Consider the following 21,095-nt stretch of genomic DNA (forward strand, 5'->3'; position numbering starts at 1 on the left):
ATTTTCGGACGTCGCGAATGGCGAGGCTCCGAGTGACGGGACGTTCTCCGAACCCCGTCGGACCCGTCGTCCCTTCCGGCGGAACGGACCGAGCGATCCGGGGAGGACCAGATGAGGAGGCGACCCATCGACGTCGATGACGTGCGCGGAGCCTCCACCGCGTCCTCCGGGAGCGGTCTCGGGGAGGCCGTGGTCCTGGGCTGCCACGGGGGCGCGGGCGCGACCACCCTGGCCGCACTGCTCGGCACCCCCTGGGACCTCGGCGCCTACACGCCCGACCGCGACCTGATCTCCGTCTTCGGCCGCCCCCTGGTCCTCGTCACCCGGGACGGCATCACCGCGACGACGCGGCTGGCGGAGGTCGTCAACGTCCTGGAGCACAACGGGCTGCGCCCCGCCGCCCTGGTGGTCGTGGCCGACGGCTCCGGCCCCGAACCCCCCGAGTCCTCGGCGCGGTTGCGCCTGGTGGGCGAGCGCACCGGGCCCCCGATCCGCTTCCCCTTCGTCCCGGGCCTGCGCTACGTCGACGCGGCCGAGGCGGCGAGGGTGAAGCTGCCGGGCAAGGCGTCCCGGGCCCTGGCCCGGATCACGGCGGCGGCCGGGGTCCGGACCCCCACCCCCGCAGGCTGACGAGAACGGATGAGCATGGACGGATACCTCCAGGTCGCGGCCGACCTGACCCACCACCTGGCCATGGTCCCCATGGACTTCGGGTGGACCACCGACCCCAAACTGCCCGACTTCGACGAGGGCGACGACCCGATCGGCACCGCCATCAACTGGGGCCAGGGCATCATCGTCGTCATCGGCATCATCGGCGTGCTCTTCGCCGCCGGGAAGATGGCCATCGGCAAGTTCGGCCGCTCCGACCTGGCCGCCGACGGTGTCGGCGGCCTCGTCTGGACCATCATGGGCATCTCCCTGATGCTCGTCGCCGTGCCCGTGATCCGGGCCGTCGCCAACGTGGGCGGCGGTTGATGGCGGGTGCGCTCGCCGTCCTCGCGGACGCCGCCCACCTGGCCGCCTCCCTTCCCCTCGAAGTGACCTGGGACCCCGAGCCCCGGATGCCGGCCTGGTCGCAGAACGGCGAGCAGAACCCCTCGGGGAACCCCGTCGGGAGACTGCTCAACTTCGCCCAGGGGGTCGTCGTCGTGGTCGGGGTCATCGGGCTGCTGTACTCCGCGGGGAAGATGGCCGCCGGCAGGCTGGGCCGCTCCGAGATGGCCGCCGAGGGCGTCAGCGGCGCCCTGTGGACCATCATGGGCGTCTCGCTGATGCTCGTCGCCGTCCCCATCGTGACCACGCTGCTCGGGGTGTGAACCTCACTGTCATGACGACGGGAAAGACGTGATGACGTACTCCGCGTACCGGTTCTCGGACCGGGCGGCCTCCGACGCCGCCACGGGCATCGACTCCGCCGCGGCCCTGGTGCAGTTCGAGCGCGCGGGCAACGAGCTGCTGGGCTACGTCGTCGGCCTCGGCGCGGTCGTCGGGGTCCTCGCGCTGATCATCATCGGCGGGCGGATGATCCACGCCAACTTCACCGGCGACCCCTGGATCGCCGCGCGCGGCATGGCCGAGCTCCCCTGGGTCATCCTCGGGATCATCCTGCTCATCGCCGCGGGCTCCCTGGCGGCGGTGCTCCTCCAGGGGTCACGGCACGACACCGAGGAGGACCTGGGGAACCTCGTCGAGCGGGTCGTCCAGGAGCAGGCCGCCAGGGAGCAGGAGAGCTCCTGCGAGGGCGGGCTCAGGGACCCCGACACCAGCACGTACGTCTGCCCCGACTCCGACCGGTGGACCGAGCTCTCGCACACCCTCCCCCTGACCGGCGCCGACGACGTGCGGTGCACCTACGACGGGGCCTCGGACTGCTACGAGTACTGCTTCGTCACGGGCTTCGCGGACGTGCACAACAACTTCGAGCACTCCCCCTGCACTCCCCGGGGGGACGACCGCGACCTCATGGGGAGGTCCGACTGGATCTGGGCGACCTACCACTGCGCCAACCTCCCGTCGAGCCTGCTGAACGAGACCGCGAAGTCGTGCAAGGACGCCATCGACGACTTCGACGAGGTCCCGCGCAAGTACCAGCTGGCCGCCGGCCGGGGGGAGGGCGCGGTCAAGCGCTACTACATCTGCACGCAGTACCCGGCCTGGGTGGAGGCCAACCGGGAGGTGGGCGACTTCCCGCAGGACTACTGCCCGGACTGACGGACGAATGAGGGCCGGCGCGACCGGGAGGGACCGGGGCGGCTGGAGGAGAGGGGGCGAGGCGAATGAACATGGACGAATGGGTCGGTGAGAGCCTTCAGGGCGTCACCGAGCGTATGTTCGACCTGCTGATCCTCGGCGGGAGCAGGCCGCCCATCGGCGCCGACGCGAACGGACCGCCCACGGGCGGCCTGCTCGTCGTCGACGAGGGCGTGCTCCACATCCAGAACATCTTCAACCCCCTGGTGCTCTTCCTGGCGACCCTGGGCATCCTGCTGGCGGCGGTCCGACTGCTCTGGACCCGCCGCCTCGACCCGATGATGGACCTGGTCCGCGGCCTGCTGTCGGTGATCATCACGACCTTCGCCGGGCTCTTCCTCGTCTACGTCCTGATGTCCTTCGGCAGCGCGCTGACCCAGATGATCATCGACGCGCCGACCTACCAGGGGCAGCGGCCGCACCTGAACAACAGCGAGGGGCCGATCAACCTCCTCTCGTCGGCACGGGAGGTCTACCCCAGCATCATGCGGGTGGGCGCCGACGAGGACGCCCTGGGATTCGACAACGACGCCGCGCGCCAGGCGTTCACCAACCTCGTCTCCCTCGCCGTGATCCTCGGGCTCATCGCGCAGATGGTCATCCTGTCCGTGCTGAACGCGATCGTCTACCTCCTGGCCTGCCTGCTGCCGCTGGCGGCGGCCAGCACGATGGTGCCCGGCCTGCGGATCTTCCCCAAGGTCATCGGCTGGCTGTTCGCCTGCATCCTGTACAAGCCGCTGCTGCTGATGATCTACCTGGTCGGGCTGGTCCTCCTCGGCACCACCGGCGACGACAGCAGCAACGGGCTGTCCACGTACCTGGTGGGCGCCGGCGTGATGCTCCTGGCCACCGGCTCCCTCCCCGTGCTGATGCGCCTGATGGGCTCGGCCGGGGTCTGGATGGTCGCCCTCACCGCGGGGGGCATCGGTTCCATCACCGGCGGCGGCGGGAGCGGCGGAGGCGGGGGCGGCGGCAGCGGCGCCTCGGAGGGCGGCGGCTCCTCCGCCGGGGCCGGCGGGGGCACGGACGGCTCCCCGGCCTCGTACTCCGGAGGGTCCGGCGGCCTCCAGGCGGCCGCCGCCGGGGCCAACGAGCGCGCCTCCGGGGTGGCCCGCAACCTCGACGGGGGGAGCGGGGGCGGGGTGCAGCAGGCCGGCGACTCCGGCCCGGCGTCCGGTGCCGCGGACCGGGGCGCCCTGGGGACCCTGGGCGGCCAGGGCGGTTCCGGGGCCGCGACGGCCGGGCTCGCCGCGGCCGGGGCCCCCGAGGCCGGGGGCGCCCTCGACGGGACCGGCGACGCCGGGCTCCCCGAGGGGACCGGCGGCGACCCGACGGCGCAGGCCGGCGCGGACTCGGCCCTCCCGGGCGGTTCGGGATCGGCGGCCCCGGGCGCGTCGGAGTCGGTCGGATCGACGACCTCGGCCTCCGAGGCGTCCTACGTCTCCGCCTCGGGAGCGGTCGAGGGAGGCGGGGGCGGCGGGGCCGACCCCGGCGCTTCGGGCGCCTCCTACGCGGGGGGCGGCGACTCGTACGGGGGGAGCGTCTCGGAGGGCGCGTCCCTGGACACGGGGGGCTCGGTGTCGACCGCCGGCCCCGGGGGAGCGGCGGGCGCGGACGCGCCCACCGGAGCCGACGGAAGGATGGTCTAGGTGGTCCGCACGTACGGGGGGTGGCGCAAGCGCCGCAGCATCGGGCTCTTCGGGCTCGGCCTCACCGCCACCCTCGTCCTCTTCGCGGGGCTCATCCTGCTGATGCTGGCCGGGCTGTTCGCCCCCGGGCTGGCCCTGTACCTGCTGCCGGTCATGTCGGTGGCGTTCGTGCTGGCCGCGGTGCCGGTGCAGGGCGAGTCCCTGCTGAGCTTCCTGCTCACCCGGCTGCGCTGGTGGTGGGCCAAGGCGCTCGGGCACACCCGCTACCGGGCGGGCGTCATGGTCGAGCACCCGCGCGCCTTCCAGCTGCCCGGCGTGCTGGCCCCCGTCACCCTGCTCTCCTGCGAGGACGGCCGGGGCGGCCGGTTCGGGCTGGCCTGGAACCGGCGCCTGGGCCACATGACCGCGACGGTCCTGGTGTCGTCCAACTCGGTGTGGCTCGCCGAGCCCTCCGACGTCGACACCTGGGTGGCGGGCTGGCACCAGTGGCTGGCCTCCCTCGGGTACATGCCGTGGGTCCAGTGGGTGACGGTGACGGTCGAGTCCCGGCCCGACCCGGGCAGCACGCTGCGCCACCGCGTCGAGGCGGAGATCGACCCGGCCTCCCCCGAGGCCGCCCGCAAGATCATGCACGACCTCGTCGTCAACGCGCCCACCGTCAGCGCCCAGGTGGAGACCCGCGTCAGCATCACCTACGACCCGCGGAGGTTCCCCACCGCCCCCAAGGACCGCATGCAGGCCGCGGTCGAGATCAACGGCTACCTGAACCAGATCGAGACCTCCCTGGCGGGCTCGGGCGTCTCGGTCCTGGGCCGGGCCACCCCGGAGCAGCTCGTCGCGATGGTGCGCTCCGCCTACGACCCGACGGCGCTCAACGACCTCAGCTCCCTGCTCCAGAAGACCCCCGAGGGCATCGGCAGCGTCGACTGGACGGACGCCACCCCGGTCGAGGCCGAGGCGCACCACGACCGCTACACCCACGACAGCGGCACGAGCGTCTCGTGGATCTGGCAGGAGGCGCCGCGCACCCACGTCACCAGCACGGTGCTCGCCGAACTGCTCTCTCCGACCCGCTGGGTCAAGCGCACCACCCTGCTGTTCCGGCCCTGGCCGGCGGCCGCGGCGGCCCGCGCCCTGGAGGCGCAGAACGCCGCCGCCCAGTACAAGAGCGAGCTGTCCTTCCGGGTGCGCCACCGGGTGAGCGCCCGGGACCGGCAGGACCTGGCCTACGCGCGGCAGGCGGCGCAGGAGGAGACGCGCGGCGCCGGCCTGGTGCAGGTGAGCCTGTACACGACGGCGACCGTCGACGACGAGCAGAAGATGCAGCAGGCGATCGCGCACACGGAGTCGGCGGCCGAGACCTCCCGGATCCGGCTGCGCCGGGCCTGGGGCAGCCAGGACGTCGCGTTCGCCACGACCCTGCCCCTGGGCGTGTGCCCGCCGTTCCTCGTCCAGCGCGGTATGGGTTAGGAGACACCGATGGCGATCGTCGACAGGCAGAGCCGGGCGGAGGAGCGCCGCCAGCAGCGCGAGGAGCGCAGGCGGCTCAAGCGCAAGAAGCAGCGGGAGACGGCCGCGCCCGACCGGTCGGCGGAGCGGGACCGCGAGGTCATCGCCCCCCTGCTCGGCTGGCGCCACCGGGGCGGCGGGGCCTCGCCCAACATCCCCAACGTCGTGGAGTACCAGGCCACCACCGCGCAGGCGTGCGGGCTGTTCCCCTTCGTCACCAGCAGCAAGCCGCCCGCGATCGGCACCCCCATCGGCCGCGACCTGCTCTCGGGCGAGGTCGTCTGCCTGGACCCGATGGCGTGGCTGCGCGCGGGGCTGATCACCAACCCCGGGTGCTTCGTCCTGGGCCAGCCGGGCACGGGCAAGTCCACGTTCGTCAAGCGGCTGGTCACGGGTGCCGTGTCGTTCGGATCCCAGGCGATCATCCTGGGCGACACCAAGCCCGACTACAGCGACCTCATCGCCCACCTGGGCGGCCAGGTGGTGCGCATCGGACGGGGCCTGGACCGGATCAACCCGCTCGACGCCGGGCCCCTGGGCCAGGTCATGGGGCGGCTCACCGACATGGAGCGGGAGAAACTGCGCTGGGAGGTGCGCTCGCGCCGGATCTCCCTGCTCATGGCGCTGTGCACCCTGGTCCGCGAAGGGCGGATCGCCAACTCCGAGGAGGTCGTGCTCGGCGCGGCCATCGACCTGCTGGACGAGCGGCTCGCCGGCCTGCGCCAGCCCACCGTCATCGACGTGCTCAACGTCGTGGAGGAGGGGCCCGACTCGCTGCGGTCGTTCGCCCGCGCCGACACCCGGGACCAGTACGACAAACGCGTCGACGACCTCGTCTTCACCCTGCGCCTGCTGTGCACGGGCTCCCTGGCGGGGGTCTTCGACGGCGAGACCACGACACCGCTCGACCTGGAGGCCCCGGGGATCAGCGTCGACATCTCCCGCGTGGGCGCGGCCGGGGACAAGCTCCTCACCGCCGCCATGCTCTGCACGTGGAGCTACGGGTTCGGGATGGTGGACGCCGCCGCGGTCCTCTCCGAGCACGGCGTCATCCGGCGCCGCTCCTACATCGGGGTCATGGACGAGCTGTGGCGGGCCCTGCGCGGCGCCCCCGGCCTGGTGGAGTTCGCCGACTCCCTCACCCGGCTCAACCGCTCCAAGGGCATGGCCTCGGTCATGGTGACGCACTCCCTCAACGACCTGGAGGCCCTGGCCACCGAGGAGGACCGGGCCAAGGCGCGCGGGTTCGTGGACCGCTCCGCCATCACCGTCCTGGCGGGCCTGCCGCCGCGCGAGCTCGCGGCCGTCAACCGCATCACCCCGATGACCGCCCCCGAGCAGGGGCTGGTCTCCTCCTGGTCCTCACCCGACTCCTGGCAGCCCGGGGCCCGCCACCCGGGCCGCGGCAAGTACCTGATCAAGACCGGTGCGGAGCGCCTGGGCATCCCGGTGCAGATGACCCTCACCCGTGACGAGCTCGCCCTGTACGACACCGACCAGGCGATCCGGAGGGAGTGAACCGTGGCCCGTGAACGTCCGAAGTACCAGGTGAAGGGCGGGGTGGCCGCGGCGGGCGCGCCGCCCCTGCTGGTCCTGCTCGCGCTCTGGGGCGTGGTCGGCCTGTTCTTCCTGTTCTGGCTCTCCGCCCGCCTCGTGGCGGCGGTGCTGGGCGGGACGGTGACCCCCTTCGGCCCCCTGTGGGCCTACTCCCTCCTGATGCGGGACACCGCGGCGGTGTGGCCGGGCGTGCCCACGGTCCCGGTCCTCGTGGTGTTCACCCTCCTGGCCGCCGCGTCCGTCGCGGCGGTGTGGTGGGCCCTGGCCCGCCTGCGCGACGCCCTGTACGGGCAGCCGGACGCGGTCGGCGCCCTGAACAAGGACAACGACACCGTCTCGGAGCTGGCCCGACCCGAGGCCGCCGACAAGGCCGTCCGCCTGCGGCGGCGCTCCCTGGCCGGGTCCCGGGGGCGGTCGCTCGGGGACGCCGACGTGGGCCTGGCCCTCGGGGACGTCCGCATGGGAGGGGACCGGGTCGGCAAGCGCCTGTTCGCCTCGTGGGAGGACACCGTCCTCGCCTTCATGGCGCCCCGGGCGGGCAAGACCACCGCGATGGCCATCCCCTACGTCCTGGACGCGCCCGGCGCGGCGCTGGCCACCAGCAACAAGGCCGACGTCTGGTCGGCGACGGCGGCCATCCGGCAGCGGACCACCGGCGAGCGCGTGTGGCTGTTCGACCCCCAGCACATCACCCACCAGGAGCAGGAGTTCTGGTGGGACCCGCTGGCGGAGGTGCGCGGCGTCGAGGACGCCTACCGGCTCGCCGGGCACTTCGTCCTCACCATCGACGACGACTCCAAGAAGGACATGTGGGGGCCCGCCGCCCGCGCCCTGCTCTCCCAGCTCATCCTGGCCGCCGCCCTGGACGGCCGGTCGCTGCGGGAGGTCGGCGAGTGGCTCCACGACACCAAGCTGCCCCAGCCGGTGGACATCCTGTTCGAGCACGGGTTCACCGCCTACGCCGAGGCCCTGCGCGAGACGCAGAACATCGTCGCGGAGACCCGCGACGGCATCTACACCACGGCGCGCACCGCCGCCCGCTGCCTGGACGACCCCGAGATCATGCGGTGGGTGACGCCCCAGGAGGGCGACCCCTTCCCCGAGTTCCAGCCGCGCTCCTTCGTCACCACCCGCCAGACCCTGCACCTGCTCAGCAAGTCCCGGGCGGCGTCCGCGCCGCTCATCGCCGCGCTCACGGACGCGATCTTCCTCGCCGGCGAGCAGGCCTCCGAGGCGCAGGGCGGCCGCCTGGACCCGCCGCTGGTGGCGGTCCTGGACGAGGCCGCGAACATCTGCAAGATCGCCGACCTGCCCGACATGTACTCCCACCTGGGGTCGCGGGGCATCGTGCCGGTCACCATCCTCCAGAGCCACCGCCAGGGCGTGCGGGTGTGGACGGAGAACGGCATGGAGGCGATGTGGTCCGCCGCCACGGTCAAGGTGTTCGGCGCCGGACTCGACGACCACAAGATCGTGGACGCCCTCTCCAAGCTCGTCGGCCAGCACGACGTGTCCACCACGTCCTTCAGCTATGGCGAGGGCAAGGGCAACCACTCGGTGCAGCTGCGGCGGCAGGAGATCCTCCAGGGCTCGGACATCCGCCGGATCGACAAGGGCGACTGCCTGCTCTTCGCCACCGCCGCCAAGCCCACCATCCTGCGGATGCTCCCGTGGTACCGGGACCGCCGCGCCCCCCTGATCTCCGCCGAGATCAAGGCCGCCGAGGCGCTCATCACCAGCGGGGCCCGCAAGCGCTACGGCGGCCGCCGCAGCGGTGCGGCCGTCGCGGAGAAGGAGTAGGACATGGCCGGAGCCGACGCGGCGCAGCCGCCCGAGCACACGCGCTCCCGCGACCGGGAGCGCAGCGGTTCCTCCCTGGCCCAGGAGGCCGCCGGACTGACCCCCCGCTCCTCCGGGGGCGTCCCGGGGGGGCCGGGGCTCCCTGACGGCGGCGGGCAGATCGCCCCGGAGACCGCCGCCGCGCTCAAGGGCCTGAACAGGCTCGCGGGCTGGATCCTCCAACTGCTGGGGGCCGTGCTCAGGGCCCTGGCCGAGGCGGTGTTCCGGCTCTCGCGGTTCGCCTTCCGGGTCTCCTTCCTCGTGCTGCGCTGGTCGCTCCGGCGGGGCCGCCCGGTGCGGCGCTGGCGGATCAGGGCCCGGCTCGCGAGCATCGAACGCGCGAGGAAGAGGACGGACCGGGAGGCCGAACAGGCCCTGGGGCGTGTCGAGGACCGCGTGGCCGCCGTCCGGGAGAACGGCGACGCCCGGGTCCGGGAGGCCGTGCGGCGCCGGGCCGCCCGGGTCGGGGAGGCCCGGGAGCGGGCCGGCCGGCTCACCGACCAGGCGCGCCGGACCGGCGAGGCCGGCGTCCGGCGTGCGCGCTGGGAGGCGCGCAACCTCCCCCCGGCGCAGGCCGACGCGCGCGTGCGCGCCGCCGAGCAGGCCCGCGACCGGCGCGTCGACCGGGCACGGCAGCGCGGCGACGCCGTCGTGGACCGCGTCCGCGCTTCCGCCGACGCCGAGGTGGTCCGGGCCCGGGCCGACCGCGACCGGGACAACCGACAGGCCGTGACCCGTGCGGGTGCGGCCCTGCGGGAGATCGACGCCGCGCGCACGGAGCGCCTGGCGGACCTCGACCGCAGGGCCTCCGAGGTGCGGGACCTGCGCGGGCAGCGCCTGGCCCCGCGCGCCCTGCACGCCCGCCTGCGCGCGGACCACCGCCAGGGGCGGGAGTCGACCCGCGGGTTCCGGAACCGGATCGCGGCGGCGGAGCAGAGCCTGGGGCCCGCTCCGGCGCCCGTGCGCCCCGCGCCGGCCGGTTCGCCGACCGCGACCCCGGCGCCCCGCCCGCGCATCCCCGGGCTGCGGCTCGGCGGCGCGGCCGGACGCGGCCCCGGCCTGAGGCTCGGCGGGGCGGTCGGACGCAACCGGGGGAGGGCGGTGCCCGCGCCGCGCCGCGCCCCGGTGCGGGTCCCCGCCCCCAGGAGAAGGGCGGGCGGCTCGTGAACCTCCGCACGCACCGCCGGCCGGCGCGGGCCGGAGCACGGCGGCGCCCGCCCGAACCCACCCCCCACGGAAGGACCAGGCCATGGCAGACGGCGAAGCAGGACCGCTTCTGAAGCGGGGTTCCGCGGAGCGGGCGCGTCCCCCGCGCGGGCTCCCGCCGGGCGCCGGTGGCGGCCGGGACGCCGAGGGCCGCCCCGTGCGGGACCTGTGGATCGGGAGACGGCTCAAGGAGGTCGAGGAGTCCCGGACACAGGCGTACATAGCGGGCGTGGGCAGCAGCATCAGGATCGATGAGCACGTGGACCGCGTCCGCCGGGACGGCGAGGCCCGGGTCCGTGCCGCGCGGGCGCGCGGAGCGGAAGCGGTCCGGCACGCGCGGTCCGAGGCCGAGGGGCTCGTGGAGCGCGCGGAGGGCACCGGCAGGGCACTGGTCCGCGACGCGGAGAACAGGGCGCTCACCCTCGCCCCCGCCGAGGCCGCCGGGCACGTGCGGGCCGCCGGGGAGGAAGGGGAGCGGGGTATCGGCCTCGCCTCCGCCCAGGGGAGCGCCCTCGTCGACCGCGCCCGCACCGACAGCGCCGCCGAGGTGCGCCGGGTCGGGGCCGCGTCCGCCGAGGCGGCCGCCAAGGCCGAAGCGGACGCGGCCGTCGCCCGGCCGGAGGTCAAGGCGGCCAGAGCGGACCGCCTGGCGGAACTCGGCCGGAGGAAGGAAGCGCTCCAGGGCCTGCTGGGCACCCGCATGCCCCTCGGTGAACTGCGCTCGCTTCTGCGGGAGGACCGCAGGCGGGAGCGGGCGAGCCTCGCCGGGTTCGAGAGCCGGCTCGCCAGGGCGGAGCTGCGGGCGGGTCTCCTGCCGGCGGACCTCACCGTTCCCCTCCCCGTGTCGGTGCCGGAGGCCGTGGAGCCCGGCCGGCGTCGGCCGAATGCCGCGACGGGGCTCCGCGGGGCGGTCGCGCGCGCCTCCGGTGGGAAGGTCTCCCGGCCGCGCCGTTCCGCATCGCGGGCACACGACCAGGGGTCCGACCGAAGGGGGCGTGGAGTGTGATGGTTCCGCGACGGGGACGACGGCGTCCGGGAGGCAGGGGATGAGCGAACGGAACGGCGGCGTCGGCCGCTGGGACGACGAGGAGGCGCGTTCCCGGCGCCGCACCCGGGAACAGCCGACCGGCCCCCGCGAGAGCGGGGGGTCGGACTCCGGCGGGGGACGGCTCGACACGGCCGACGCCCTCCTGGCCGCCGCCATGCGGGCACCGATCGCGCGCGGCGGCATGACCAACTCCGGCTGGCTCGCCATGGCCTCCCTCCACGGCCACCTGCGCAGGCGCCGGCTCCAGAGCAGCGGCGAGGCGTTCTTCCCCGAGACCCACGTGGCGGGCTCCCCGGCCCTCGTGCAGGCCGCCCTCCACCTGGCCCGGGGCGCCGACCCCGCCGCCGCTGCGGCCGCGCTGCCCGGGGCGGACACCCGGCAGGTCCGCGAGGCCCGCGACCGGCTCGACTTCGCGACGATGGCCAAGGCCCTGGAGCGGGACCTGGTGAGCGGGAACCTGGAGAGGACCGCGCACGCCGCCCTCCAGGAGAAGGGGATCGACCCCGGTACGCCGCCCGAGCAGTCCTGGCGGCGCGCCCTCGACGGCTCCGACCTGGGCAGGCTGCGCCCGCGCGACCTCGGCGCGCTCTACCTCAGCGCGGCCGAGGCCACCGGGCCGCAGGCCCGGCAGGCCGAGGCCCGGGTCCTGGAGGCCCTGGCCGAGCGGCACCCCCAGCTCGCGGCGTCCGTCGAACGCGGCCTCGTCCAGGACCGCGCCTTCGCGGGCGACCCGCACTCCGCCCGGCTCGACAAGAACACGGCCGTGGCCGGCGCGGTGTGGTCGGCGGACGAACGCCCCGTACCGATGGAGGAGTGGCTGGTCAGGGCCGTCCCCCGGTTCAAGGACGCCCGCACCGACCCGAACTGGCGGCGCGACGCCGCCGAGTCGGTCATCACCGCCGCCCTCGACGGGAGGGCCCCCGCGGGCTCCGTGCCCGCGCTCATCGACAACGCCCGGCGGAGCCTGCCCGGGTTCGACGCCCGTTACCGCGAAGGCCTGGCGCTCGCCGAGGAGCGCACCCGCGCGGGGACCGGCAGCGGCTTCCCCCAGGGGGACGCCGTCCTCTACGCGCTGGACCGGGGCAGGGACTTCCCGGTCAACGAGGCGCGCCAGGGCCGCGGGGCAGTGGTGGCGGCGGGGAACGGGGACGCCGCCCGCCTGCGCGCCGGAGCCGGGGCCGACGCCCCCGACCGGCGCCCGGAGCTGGCCGACGCGCGCCTGCCGAAGAACCGGGGGCAGGCGGAGCGCGCGGTGGAGGCCAACGGCCGCGCGGTCGCCCGGACCCCCGCCACCCGCCTGGACCGCGCACAGCAGGGGAACCTCGACGAGCGCCGCGACCGGAACCGGCAGCGCGTACAGCAGGCCCGCGAGCAGCGGGCCGCCTACCGGGCGGGCCGGACCGACGCAGTCCGCCGCGACGGCGTCGGGCTGCCGCGCACCCGGGTGCAGGCGAACGCGGCGGTCCGGCGGGCGACCGTCGTCCACCGGCGCCAGCGCAACGAGCTGAGCACCCTGACCCGGCGGTCGGCCGCCGGCCGCTGACGGGGCGGCCCCGCCCGCGGACGCCCCCGGGCCCAGGGCCGGGGGCCGCGGCCCGGCACACGACCACGACAAGGAGAGACAGGACACCGATGGACACCGAACAGGAAGAACGGCCGGACGGGGCCCTGCTCCCCGGGGCCGGGGGGACGCTGAAGGACGAGACCCCCGACGTCTCCGAGGCCCTCGGCGGCGTGGACGTCCCCGGGGACGGGGAGGAGGGCGACCCGGCCCCGGAGCCGGTGTTCCGGAACGTCGAGGAGTTCGTGCGGCTGCGCTTCCTGCCGGTCTACGTCCGCCCCGAGGGCGGTCAGTTCCGGTGGTGCAAGGAGTGGTGGCGCCACGCCGAGGCGGTGTCGCGCTTCCAGGCGCTGTGGCACGCCTGGGAGGTGCTGCGCTGGGAGGCGGGCACCGGCATGGCCATCTGGTACCGGGACCACCTGGACTTCCAGATGGGCATCCTGCTCGGGGACAACGGGCCGTTCCGCGAGTGCACCTCGCGCCGCCACCAGGAGCCCCGGCCCCTGCCCGCCGACCCCGCCCCCGAGGGCTGGTTCGAGGACGAGTGGTGACGGGCCGGGGGTGCGCCGCTCCTAGCCGAGGATGAGCGCGAAACCCAGGACCCCGCCGACGACCACCAGGGCCGCACCGGCGGCGGCCAGGACGAGGTCCGCCACGCGGGCGGCCCCGGCGGCCGCCCGCCTGCGCGGCAGGTCGGCCTCGGCCGCCTCGGCGGCCCGGTCGGCCTCGGCCGGGTAGGCGGCCAGCTCCCGGTCGGCACGTTCGGCCGTGGTTTCGGCCGCGTCGGCGTCCCCCGCCGCCGAGGCCCGGTCGGCCTCGTCCAGCAGGGCGTCGACCCGGGCCAGCGCGGCCAGGGACACCTCCGTGCGGGCGCGTTCGGCCTCCTGGGCGGTCAGCGCCGCCGGGACGTCCAGCCCGTGGTCCACGATCCGACGCATGGACTTGGTGAAGACGAAGGCCCCGGCGAGCACGCAGAGAAGTAGAACCATGGTGTGCGTCTCTCTACGGGGTGGACGACCGGCCGGAGGAGGGGCCCCGTCCGGTGTTCCTGACGGTCGTGTTCGTCACGGGCAGCCGGGGGATGTTGGCGGGGTCGGTCGCGGGCCGGGAGGGGCCGTTCTGGATGGCCGCCATGATGCCCTGGGCCGGGCCGAGCCGGGAGTGGGGGCCGAAGTACTGGGGAGGGGCGACGCCCCGCCTGTTCGGATCGGTGAGGCCGTGGCGGGCCCCTGCCCGGGCGATGCTCGCCGGACGGTTCTCCAGGGCGTCCCGGAGGAGGTCGTTGACCGTGGAGTTGAGGTGGTTCTGCTCCCGAACGTACCGGTCCAGCCGCTTCTTGTCCTCGGCGGAGAGGGGGGCGTCCGCCCTGGCCTCGTAGAGCTCGGAGATCAGACCGGCGCGCCCGTGCTCCCGGAGGGCGAGGTCGTCCAGCGCGGTGTCCTGCCCCGCCTCCTTCTTGCGGTTGCGCTCGTCCACGGCGGCCTGGAGGGCGCCGCCGGTGCTGACGTCGGATCGCAGGCCCGCGTCGGTCAGGCTGAAGACGATGTCGAGGGCGCCCGCGCGCTCCAGGGTCCCGACGGTCTGGTTCTTCTTCTCGACGACCCGCTGGACCTCGTCGGCCCGCTGGAGGATCGTGTTGACGGCGATGACCTGCTTGTCCAGCAGTTCGAGCTGTTCGGCGGCGAGCTCCTCCGGCTTGCGCTTCAGGTCGTCGATCCGGTCCAGGGCCTTGTTTTTCTCGGTGGGGCTGTTGAGGGCCGCGAGGTAGTTCGACTGGCGCGTCGTCCTCGCGGTCTTCAGGGTGTTCCGGAGCTGGACGGAGATACTCGTCATCAGGACGAGGAAGGCCGTCGTCACAAGCCCGGTGACCACGAAGCTCAATGTTCGACCTCTTCTTCTACCACCCGGCGAGGGTGCAGACACCGATCAGCAGGATCAGCGCCGCCCAGGGCCAGGAACCCGCCCACGCGCGGGCGGTCGGGGAGGGCGGCCGGGACGGCGAGGGCGGCGTGCGGGGTCCGGGGTCGGGGGACGGGTCGGCGGAGCGCCGCTCCAGGAGGCGGGATTCGTACTCGGCGACGAGCCGCCGGCCGTCGGCCGGGTTCGGCAGGTCCCGCAGCCGGGTCCCCTCGGGGAGGTGGACCCGGCTCCGTACCAGGGAGAAGTGCAGGACCCCCTGGACGGCGAGGACGAGGAGGGTGGCGGCGGCCAGGACGAGGATCCGCTCGTCGGGCAAGGGGATCACTCCTTCCGCGACGGGTGTGCTCGGCGGGCGGTCACGGGGACGGCCTCGCGCCGCGGCTTCTCCCCGGTTCGTTGGGGAGGTGGTTCTGGCGGGCCGAGCGCAGGGCGGCCCCCTGGTTGTTGCCGCGGACGACGACCAGGCCGGTGCGCTCGGCCGTCGCGGCCGTGGCGGCCTCGGTGTCCACCGCCTTGACCAGGGCGTCGCCGTCCTTCGCGGCCCCGTCGAACCTCTTCTGGATGCCTTCCAGGAGGGTGCTCTGGCTGGCTGTCTTGGTGGCGTGCACCTTCATCAGCCGGGTCTCCTCCTCCATGGGGCGCAGTTCGCTCTTCATCTTCTGTTCCGTGCGTTGGAGCTCGTCCAGCTCCTTCTTCGGAACGATGCCCATGGAGGTGATCCTGGTGTCGGTCCCCGGGAACTTCTTGTTCTTTTCCACGTCCTTTTTGGTGGGGCCGTTGAGCAGGAGGTTCTTGCTCTTGTCGGTCCTTCCCTCGACAGCCGAGCGGATCGTGAAAATGACCATGAGGGACATGCCCGAGATGATCGTGTAGGACATCATGAGCAACTGCAACCAGGTCGGTAATCCACCGAGCAGGGACGTGCCCATCCGCTTCCCCCGTTCTCCTCCGGCCGATCGTCGCTTCGTGTCGCCGGATCGTGTGAACCGGGGCATCTTTCGCAACAGAGGATGTATACCACGTTGCTCGGGTGCGAGGAATGCCGACCCTGCCGCCGCATTTCCGGTACCGGGTCCCTTTCGTGGAAAGGTGAATCGACGTGCCGGTGATTCACCGGTCGGGGTCAGCCGGTGTCGGCGCGGTCGGTGCAGACCTCCTCGGAGGGGGCCAGGACCTCGGTCGAGTGGACGGCGACCACCTGGAAGCAGTACTCCACCTCCGGGTTGAGACCGGAGATCTCCACCGAGGACTCGCCCGCCTCGGTGCGGGCCATCGACGTCCCCCGGGTGTCGGCGGGGCCACCGACTATCACGTGCGCGCTCTCGCCGCCGGTGTTGTCCGTCCAGGTCAGCGACACGGCCACGAGGTCGTCGGTGAGCGCCACGTCCGCGGGGGCCAGCGCCACGGCGGGGTCGTCGGCCGGGGGCGCCGAGGCCCCGGGCTCCGGGCCGCCGGAGGACTCCGCCCCCGCCTCCGGGGAGGCGGACGGAGAGTCGTCCCCGCCCATGCCCCGCACCAGCACGGTGATGCCCGCCGCCACCACCACGACGGCCAGCAGGCCGACGAGTACCGGTCCGACGAGGGCGCCGAACCGGCGTTCCCGCGGCGGTTCCGGAGCCAGGTCGGGGTACGGCGGCGCGAAGCGGTCCGGGCCGCCGGTGCCGAAGGCGGGCGCGGGGGGTGCGGCGGGCCGGGGAGCCGGCGACGGCCGGAACGGCGGCGCCGGGGCCGGCCCCGGGTCGCGCCGCGTCGGCGCGGGGGAGCCGGACAGAGGGGCGGTGGGAGCGGGGGCGGCCGGAGTGGACACGGACGGCCGGACTCTCGGCGCGGGCGCGGTGTGCGCCGCCGCGGGGGCCGTCGAAGGGCTGAGGGGAGTGGTCGACGCGGGGGCGTCCGCCTTCGTGCCGGTGCTCGGCGCGGGCGCGCTGTACGCCGCGGTGGGGGCCGTCGAAGGCCCGGTGGCGGCCGGGGGACGGGGCGGCGCGGGCGGCCGGGGGGTGCCCGTCGCCGACGTGCCGGAGTCGGGCCGCGCGGGACCACTCGCGGTGCCGAGGGCGCCGAGCGGTTCCGTCTCCTCCTGGTCTGCGGAGCCGGGTCCATCGGCTTCCGGAAGGACGGCGGCCCGCCGCGCGCGGAGGGTTCCGGGGACTCCGGCCCCCGTGCTCGTGTCGTCGTCGGGGTACCCGTCGTCCGGGTAGCCGTCATCGTCGGGGTCGGGACCGGAGTCTGTCCGGGAGGCTGCGTCCGCTCGGGCGGCGGGGGACGACAGGGGCTGCGGTTTCTCGTCCTCCTCCCACCAGGCGCGTTCCTCCGCGGCCAGGGGCGCGGTTTCCGTCTCGTCGGGGTATCCGTCGTCGGGGTCGGAATCGGACTCTGCCCGGGCGGGTGCTTCCGTCCGGGTGGCCGCGGCCAGGGGCGCGGTTTCCGCCTCGTCGGGGTACCCGTCGGCGGCGCCGAGCGTCGCCGCGCGGGGCTCTGGTGCCTCCTGTGCCTCTTCGGCCCCCTGCGCCCCTTCGGCTTCGGGGTCGGTGGCCCCTCCGACCTCGTCGGGGTAGCCGTTGTCGGTATCGGGCGCTGCCGCGCGGGCCTCTTGCGCCTCTTCGGTCCCCTGCGCCCCTTCGGCCTCCTCGGGGTAACCGTCGTCAGCGTCGGGCGTCGCCGCGCGGGGCTCCTGCACCTCCTGCGCCTCTTCGGCCTCCTGTGCCCCTTCGCTTTCCGGGACAGCGGCCCCTCCGGCCCCCTCCGGGTGGCCTTCGCCGTCCGCGGACTCCGGCGCCTCCCCGCCTAGCGGGGCCTGGCGCGCGGCCAGCGCGGCCGCGAACTCCTCGGCGGTCGCCGTCCGCAGCGCGGGGTCCGGGTCCAGCGCCCGGCGCAGGACCGCCCGCAGCCACTCCGGGACGTCCTCCCGCCGTATGTCCCCGACGGCGGCGGCGGACAGGATCCGGTCCCGGTACTCCGACAGGGGCTCCTCCCCGTCCGCGTCAGGGTCGAACGGGGGCCGCCCGTCCAGGAGCGTCCACAGGGTCGAGGCCAGCCGGAACACGTCGGACGCCGGCGAGGGCGCCTCCCCGCGCAGCTCCTCGGGCGGCGTGTGGTGCAGGTCCCGGCGCGTGTAGTACACCGGCGGGAACGGGTGGTCCAGGGGCAGCGCCGAGCCGAAGTCCACGAGGGCGGGACCCGGTTCGCCGTGCAGGATGTGGTCCGGGCGCACCGCGTGGTGCAGGAACCCGGCGGCGTGCATCGCGGCCAGCGCCCCCGCCACGGCCTCGCCCGCGGCCACGACCTCGTCCACGGAGAGCTGCTCGCCGCGCGCCAGCGCCTGGCCGTAGTCGCCCTCCGGGCGCAGCTCCGTCACCGCGTAGGGGCGGCCCTCGTCGGTGACGCCGGAGAACAGCAGCGGCTGCACGCCTTCGGTGGCGGAGAACTCCTCCCACAGGCCCACCTCGTCCGGCCGCCCGGTGTCGGGCGACGGGCGCAGCAGCTTCACCGCGAAGGGCGGCTCGCCCGACTCGGGCTCGGCCTGCCAGAGCAGCGAGGCGTCGCCGAGGCGGATGGTGGTCAGGGAGCGCATCCCGGGAACCGGGGGTGGCGGCACACGGCGGCGGCCCTGACCGAGCATGGGGTCCCTCCTGGACGGCGGCGGTCCCCTCCGACCGGCGGCGCGCGGAGGGGGATGCGGGTCGGGACCCGGGCGGCCCGGGGCGACGCCTGCGCGGGCCGACCGCTGCGCGGGCGGGGAGGGGAGGTGGTTCCGGGGCGGGGCACGGTGCCCGGCAACGCTGCGGTGAGCCTAGTACACACCCGCTGAGCGGGGAAGCGCGGACCGGTCACCGGCCCCGCACCGGTCAGGCGCTCTTGCCCTTCCGGTTGAACAGCCGGCCTTCCCGCTGGCTCCTCTGCGCCGCGCGGGCGGACGAGAGCAGGCTGGTCGACTGGGTGCTCTTGCTCGCCTGACTCACCGCCTCACCCAGACTGGTCGGCTTCTGCGAGTCCTGGTTCCTCTTGAGTTCCTGCTTGATCGCTTTCCACTTTCCGGCCATGCTTCGCTCACCTTCGTTCTTGTGGGCGCCCGGAACGTCCTCCGGGCGGTTCCGGCCCAACGGGTGCAGGGTGGCCGAGCGTTTCGACGCCACCGGCGTGCTGCGGGGCACGGTGGCATGTGCGAAGCTCGGATGCTAGCACCGGGGAAGGGTGCGGAAAAGGCCGGAAAAGCCTGTGGATTCAGACATCCGGATCTGGTTTCCGTGCGCTGGGCCCGTTCCCTTCCCCCTGGAGCGCACGGTGCCCGCCTGACGTCCGGGCCACGGCACGGAGGACCATCAGGAAGGAAGTGCGGGATGGCACAAGGTAAGAGCAGCGGCGGGAACGCCGGCGGTGGGGCGGGCGACCTGGGGGACAACCCCACGACCGCCTTCGAGCCGAGGACCGGCAAGAAGCTCTCCATAGCGGAGGCGGTCGAGCAGAGGGCCAAGGGGCATGAGGCGTCCACCCGCTTCGGGCTGGACCCGGCCGCGCGGGCGGTGGCGAGGAGATCGGACGGCGGCGCGAAGAAGGGCCGTGGGGCTTCCTGAAGGCGGTCTCCGCCCCTTGACCGGTGGTGCCCCCGGACCCGGCCGCGCGGACGGCGACGAGGGGACCGGGCGGCGGCGCGGAGAAGGGCCGCAAGCCCTCCTGCAAGAGGCCTCCGCCCCCTGACCGGCGCGCCCCTGCCCCTGACCGGCGTCCCCCGGGCCCCGACCCGGATCCCGCCTCGGTGACCGATTTCGGTCACCGAGGCGGGATCCGTTCGTTCCGTCCGCACTCGTCACGGTCCGGGTCGGACCCGGTGGTTAAGATGCGGTGGTCACATGTCCCCCCGGTACCCCTGAGCCTCCTGGTGCCCGTGTGGGACGTGTCCCCACTCTCCCTTCACCCGTGGATCCCATGCGCTCTGCACAGAACGTCGCCTCGCTCCCCGCGACCGCGACCGACCTGACCCCCGCCGACCCCGAGCGGATCGGCCCCTACCGGCCCCTCAAGAGGCTGGGCGCCGGCGGCATGGGGGTGGTCTACGCGGCCCACGACGCCTCGGGCGGCCTGGTCGCGGTCAAGCTCATCCATCCCGAGTACTCCGCCGACCCCGACTTCCGCGCCAGGTTCGCCCGCGAGGTCGAGCTGCTGCACCGGGTCGGCGGCGCCTGCGCGGTGCCGCTGCTGGCCGCCGACACCGCGGCCGAACGCCCCTGGCTGGTCACCCCCCTGGTGCGGGGCCTGACCCTCGGCGACTACGTGCGCGAACACGGCCCCCTGCCGGAGCGGCTGCTGCTGGGCTTGGCGGCGGGTGTCGCCGAGGCCCTGGTGCGCATCCACGCGGTGGGCATCGCCCACCGCGACCTCAAGCCCGCCAATGTCGTGCTCTCCCCGGAGGGCCCGCGCGTGCTGGACTTCGGGGTGGCCCGTGCCGTGGACCAGACGGCGCTCACCCGGACCGGGTCCATCGTGGGCTCGCCGGGGTGGATCAGCCCGGACCACTACCGGGGCAGGCCCGCCAGCACCGCCGACGACGTCTTCGCCTGGGGTGCGCTGATGGCCTTCGCCGCCACCGGGCGGCAACCGTTCGGGACCGGCGACCCCGCGGTGGTGGCCCACCGGGTGATCAGCGGCGAGCCCGACATGGACGGGTTCACCGGGCCGCTGGCCGACCTCGCCCGCTGGGCCCTGGCCAAGGAGGCGGGGCGGCGGCCCGACGCGATGCGCCTGGTGGAGGCGGTGTTCGCCCTCAGCGGTCCGGGCCGGGGCCGGCCCCCGGCGGGGACGCCCGAGGCGGTGGACGGCGCGATGGCCACCGTCGTCGACGAGAACTGGCAGGGGGTGCCGGCCGCCCCGGAGCAGGTGTTCGCCATCGCCCCGAGGCCGGGCGGCGGGCGCGCCAAGCGCGGGCTCGCGGTCGCCGGTGCGGTGGTGGGCGCCCTGCTGCTGCTCGCCGGCGCGACCTTCGGCGGGGTGGTGCTGGCCCGGAGTTGGGACACGCAGGTCGTCGCCGACGACGTCCCGGCCGAGGAGGCGGGCACGGGCGGCGACCGCCGTCCGGGGGCCGGGAACGAGCCGAAGCCCTCCGAGTCCCCGTCCGGGGAGCCGTCCGAGTCCCCGTCCGAGGAGGCCGGAGCAGGGGACGGCGGCGGGGAAGAGGAGGAGGGTGGCGGCACCTCCGCCACGTCCACCGGGCTGGTCGGCGCCGGGGTGGCGGCCGCGGGCGCGCGCCCCTCCGGGGAGCACGTCGTCGCGTTCCAGCCGGACGGCGGGGCGGCCGTGTACGCCCGGCTCGACGGCGCCGACGTGGTGTGCGCCTGGAGCTTCTGCCAGAGCCAGGGTGGGAGCGTCGGCAACGGCAGCGCGGGGTCGGTGCCCTCCAGCCCGTCCGCGCTCACCGGCTACGCCAACCAGGGCGGCCGGACCGTCAGGGCCGAGGTCACCTACACGACGGCGGCCGACGGCACCGTCACCATCACACGCCTGGTCGAGCAGCACCGGACCAGCGGCACCGGGACCCCACCGTGGTGACCCGGGCGAACGA

20 protein-coding genes are annotated in these 21,095 nt (G+C 74.8%); 14 read left to right on the forward strand and 6 right to left on the reverse strand.

What is annotated here, in order from left to right; translation table 11 throughout:
• Positions 1-111: 111 nt before the first annotated feature.
• The 12 genes from K1J57_RS11545 (at position 112) to K1J57_RS11600 (ending at position 13,173) form a co-directional block, all read left to right on the forward strand.
• On the forward strand, positions 112-630 hold the full coding sequence (locus K1J57_RS11545; RefSeq protein WP_255646973.1) for a hypothetical protein: 519 nt from the start codon (positions 112-114) through the stop codon (positions 628-630).
• Positions 631-639: 9 nt separating this feature from the next.
• Positions 640-978 (forward strand): hypothetical protein, encoded by a 339-nt coding sequence (locus tag K1J57_RS11550; protein ID WP_255646975.1) that lies wholly within the window; start codon positions 640-642, stop codon positions 976-978.
• Positions 978-1,319, forward strand: coding sequence for a hypothetical protein (locus K1J57_RS11555; RefSeq protein ID WP_220564440.1), 342 nt, complete (start codon positions 978-980; stop codon positions 1,317-1,319). Before K1J57_RS11550 ends, K1J57_RS11555 begins: the two co-directional genes overlap by 1 nt.
• Before the next feature lie 31 nt (positions 1,320-1,350).
• Positions 1,351-2,214 carry a hypothetical protein gene (locus tag K1J57_RS11560; RefSeq protein WP_255646976.1) on the forward strand — a complete coding sequence of 288 codons (864 nt, stop codon included), beginning with the start codon at positions 1,351-1,353 and terminating at the stop codon, positions 2,212-2,214.
• A 65-nt stretch (positions 2,215-2,279) separates the two neighbouring features.
• Positions 2,280-3,902: a hypothetical protein gene (locus K1J57_RS11565; RefSeq protein WP_220564441.1), complete on the forward strand. Its 1,623-nt coding sequence runs from the start codon at positions 2,280-2,282 to the stop codon at positions 3,900-3,902.
• Complete coding sequence (locus K1J57_RS11570; RefSeq protein WP_220564442.1) at positions 3,903-5,372, forward strand: SCO6880 family protein; 1,470 nt, start codon at positions 3,903-3,905, stop codon at positions 5,370-5,372.
• 9 nt (positions 5,373-5,381) lie between these two features.
• Positions 5,382-6,929 carry a hypothetical protein gene (locus K1J57_RS11575; protein ID WP_220564443.1) on the forward strand — a complete coding sequence of 516 codons (1,548 nt, stop codon included), beginning with the start codon at positions 5,382-5,384 and terminating at the stop codon, positions 6,927-6,929.
• A 3-nt stretch (positions 6,930-6,932) separates the two neighbouring features.
• On the forward strand, positions 6,933-8,768 hold the full coding sequence (locus K1J57_RS11580) for a type IV secretory system conjugative DNA transfer family protein (protein WP_220564444.1): 1,836 nt from the start codon (positions 6,933-6,935) through the stop codon (positions 8,766-8,768).
• A 3-nt stretch (positions 8,769-8,771) separates the two neighbouring features.
• Positions 8,772-9,974, forward strand: a complete 1,203-nt coding sequence (locus K1J57_RS11585) for a hypothetical protein (protein WP_220564445.1) — start codon at positions 8,772-8,774, stop codon at positions 9,972-9,974.
• An 82-nt stretch (positions 9,975-10,056) separates the two neighbouring features.
• Complete coding sequence (locus K1J57_RS11590) at positions 10,057-11,019, forward strand: hypothetical protein (protein ID WP_220564446.1); 963 nt, start codon at positions 10,057-10,059, stop codon at positions 11,017-11,019.
• A gap of 40 nt (positions 11,020-11,059) precedes the next feature.
• On the forward strand, positions 11,060-12,604 hold the full coding sequence (locus K1J57_RS11595) for a hypothetical protein (protein WP_220564447.1): 1,545 nt from the start codon (positions 11,060-11,062) through the stop codon (positions 12,602-12,604).
• An 89-nt stretch (positions 12,605-12,693) separates the two neighbouring features.
• A complete protein-coding gene (locus K1J57_RS11600) occupies positions 12,694-13,173 on the forward strand; it encodes a DUF4913 domain-containing protein (RefSeq protein ID WP_220564448.1) in 480 nt (159 codons plus the stop codon).
• 21 nt (positions 13,174-13,194) lie between these two features.
• Here K1J57_RS11600 and K1J57_RS11605 read toward each other — a convergent pair whose 3' ends face one another.
• The 6 genes from K1J57_RS11605 to K1J57_RS11630 form a co-directional block, all read right to left on the reverse strand.
• Positions 13,195-13,611, reverse strand: coding sequence for a hypothetical protein (locus tag K1J57_RS11605; RefSeq protein WP_220564449.1), 417 nt, complete (start codon positions 13,609-13,611; stop codon positions 13,195-13,197).
• A gap of 13 nt (positions 13,612-13,624) precedes the next feature.
• Positions 13,625-14,455 (reverse strand): hypothetical protein, encoded by an 831-nt coding sequence (locus tag K1J57_RS11610; RefSeq protein ID WP_220564450.1) that lies wholly within the window; start codon positions 14,453-14,455, stop codon positions 13,625-13,627.
• Positions 14,456-14,519: 64 nt separating this feature from the next.
• Positions 14,520-14,858 carry a hypothetical protein gene (locus K1J57_RS11615; protein ID WP_220564451.1) on the reverse strand — a complete coding sequence of 113 codons (339 nt, stop codon included), beginning with the start codon at positions 14,856-14,858 and terminating at the stop codon, positions 14,520-14,522.
• 40 nt (positions 14,859-14,898) lie between these two features.
• Complete coding sequence (locus K1J57_RS11620) at positions 14,899-15,471, reverse strand: hypothetical protein (RefSeq protein ID WP_220564452.1); 573 nt, start codon at positions 15,469-15,471, stop codon at positions 14,899-14,901.
• 194 nt (positions 15,472-15,665) lie between these two features.
• Positions 15,666-18,161 carry a serine/threonine protein kinase gene (locus tag K1J57_RS11625; RefSeq protein ID WP_220564453.1) on the reverse strand — a complete coding sequence of 832 codons (2,496 nt, stop codon included), beginning with the start codon at positions 18,159-18,161 and terminating at the stop codon, positions 15,666-15,668.
• A 226-nt stretch (positions 18,162-18,387) separates the two neighbouring features.
• Entirely contained in the window at positions 18,388-18,693 is a 306-nt protein-coding gene (locus tag K1J57_RS11630; protein ID WP_220564454.1) for a hypothetical protein, read from the reverse strand.
• 186 nt (positions 18,694-18,879) lie between these two features.
• Here K1J57_RS11630 and K1J57_RS11635 point away from each other — a divergent pair, with 186 nt between their 5' ends.
• Positions 18,880-19,113 carry a hypothetical protein gene (locus K1J57_RS11635; RefSeq protein ID WP_220564455.1) on the forward strand — a complete coding sequence of 78 codons (234 nt, stop codon included), beginning with the start codon at positions 18,880-18,882 and terminating at the stop codon, positions 19,111-19,113.
• Positions 19,114-19,465: 352 nt separating this feature from the next.
• Positions 19,466-21,082: a serine/threonine-protein kinase gene (locus K1J57_RS11640; RefSeq protein WP_220564456.1), complete on the forward strand. Its 1,617-nt coding sequence runs from the start codon at positions 19,466-19,468 to the stop codon at positions 21,080-21,082.
• Positions 21,083-21,095 lie beyond the last annotated feature (13 nt).

The organism is Nocardiopsis sp. MT53 (assembly GCF_019598965.1).
Taxonomy (GTDB): domain Bacteria; phylum Actinomycetota; class Actinomycetes; order Streptosporangiales; family Streptosporangiaceae; genus Nocardiopsis; species Nocardiopsis changdeensis.

Bases quoted from the DNA above. Each gene is read 5' to 3' on its own strand.
- K1J57_RS11565 (WP_220564441.1), top strand. From the start codon at position 2,280: ATGAACATGGACGAATGGGTCGGTGAGAGCCTTCAGGGCGTCACCGAG.
- K1J57_RS11590 (WP_220564446.1), top strand. From the start codon at position 10,057: ATGGCAGACGGCGAAGCAGGACCGCTTCTGAAGCGGGGTTCCGCGGAG.
- K1J57_RS11635 (WP_220564455.1), top strand. From the start codon at position 18,880: ATGGCACAAGGTAAGAGCAGCGGCGGGAACGCCGGCGGTGGGGCGGGC.
- K1J57_RS11625 (WP_220564453.1), bottom strand. From the start codon at position 18,161: ATGCTCGGTCAGGGCCGCCGCCGTGTGCCGCCACCCCCGGTTCCCGGG.
- K1J57_RS11620 (WP_220564452.1), bottom strand. From the start codon at position 15,471: ATGGGCACGTCCCTGCTCGGTGGATTACCGACCTGGTTGCAGTTGCTC.
- K1J57_RS11605 (WP_220564449.1), bottom strand. From the start codon at position 13,611: ATGGTTCTACTTCTCTGCGTGCTCGCCGGGGCCTTCGTCTTCACCAAG.
- K1J57_RS11600 (WP_220564448.1), top strand. From the start codon at position 12,694: ATGGACACCGAACAGGAAGAACGGCCGGACGGGGCCCTGCTCCCCGGG.
- K1J57_RS11560 (WP_255646976.1), top strand. From the start codon at position 1,351: ATGACGTACTCCGCGTACCGGTTCTCGGACCGGGCGGCCTCCGACGCC.
- K1J57_RS11545 (WP_255646973.1), top strand. From the start codon at position 112: ATGAGGAGGCGACCCATCGACGTCGATGACGTGCGCGGAGCCTCCACC.
- K1J57_RS11555 (WP_220564440.1), top strand. From the start codon at position 978: ATGGCGGGTGCGCTCGCCGTCCTCGCGGACGCCGCCCACCTGGCCGCC.
- K1J57_RS11640 (WP_220564456.1), top strand. From the start codon at position 19,466: ATGCGCTCTGCACAGAACGTCGCCTCGCTCCCCGCGACCGCGACCGAC.
- K1J57_RS11550 (WP_255646975.1), top strand. From the start codon at position 640: ATGAGCATGGACGGATACCTCCAGGTCGCGGCCGACCTGACCCACCAC.
- K1J57_RS11595 (WP_220564447.1), top strand. From the start codon at position 11,060: ATGAGCGAACGGAACGGCGGCGTCGGCCGCTGGGACGACGAGGAGGCG.
- K1J57_RS11575 (WP_220564443.1), top strand. From the start codon at position 5,382: ATGGCGATCGTCGACAGGCAGAGCCGGGCGGAGGAGCGCCGCCAGCAG.
- K1J57_RS11610 (WP_220564450.1), bottom strand. From the start codon at position 14,455: ATGACGAGTATCTCCGTCCAGCTCCGGAACACCCTGAAGACCGCGAGG.
- K1J57_RS11585 (WP_220564445.1), top strand. From the start codon at position 8,772: ATGGCCGGAGCCGACGCGGCGCAGCCGCCCGAGCACACGCGCTCCCGC.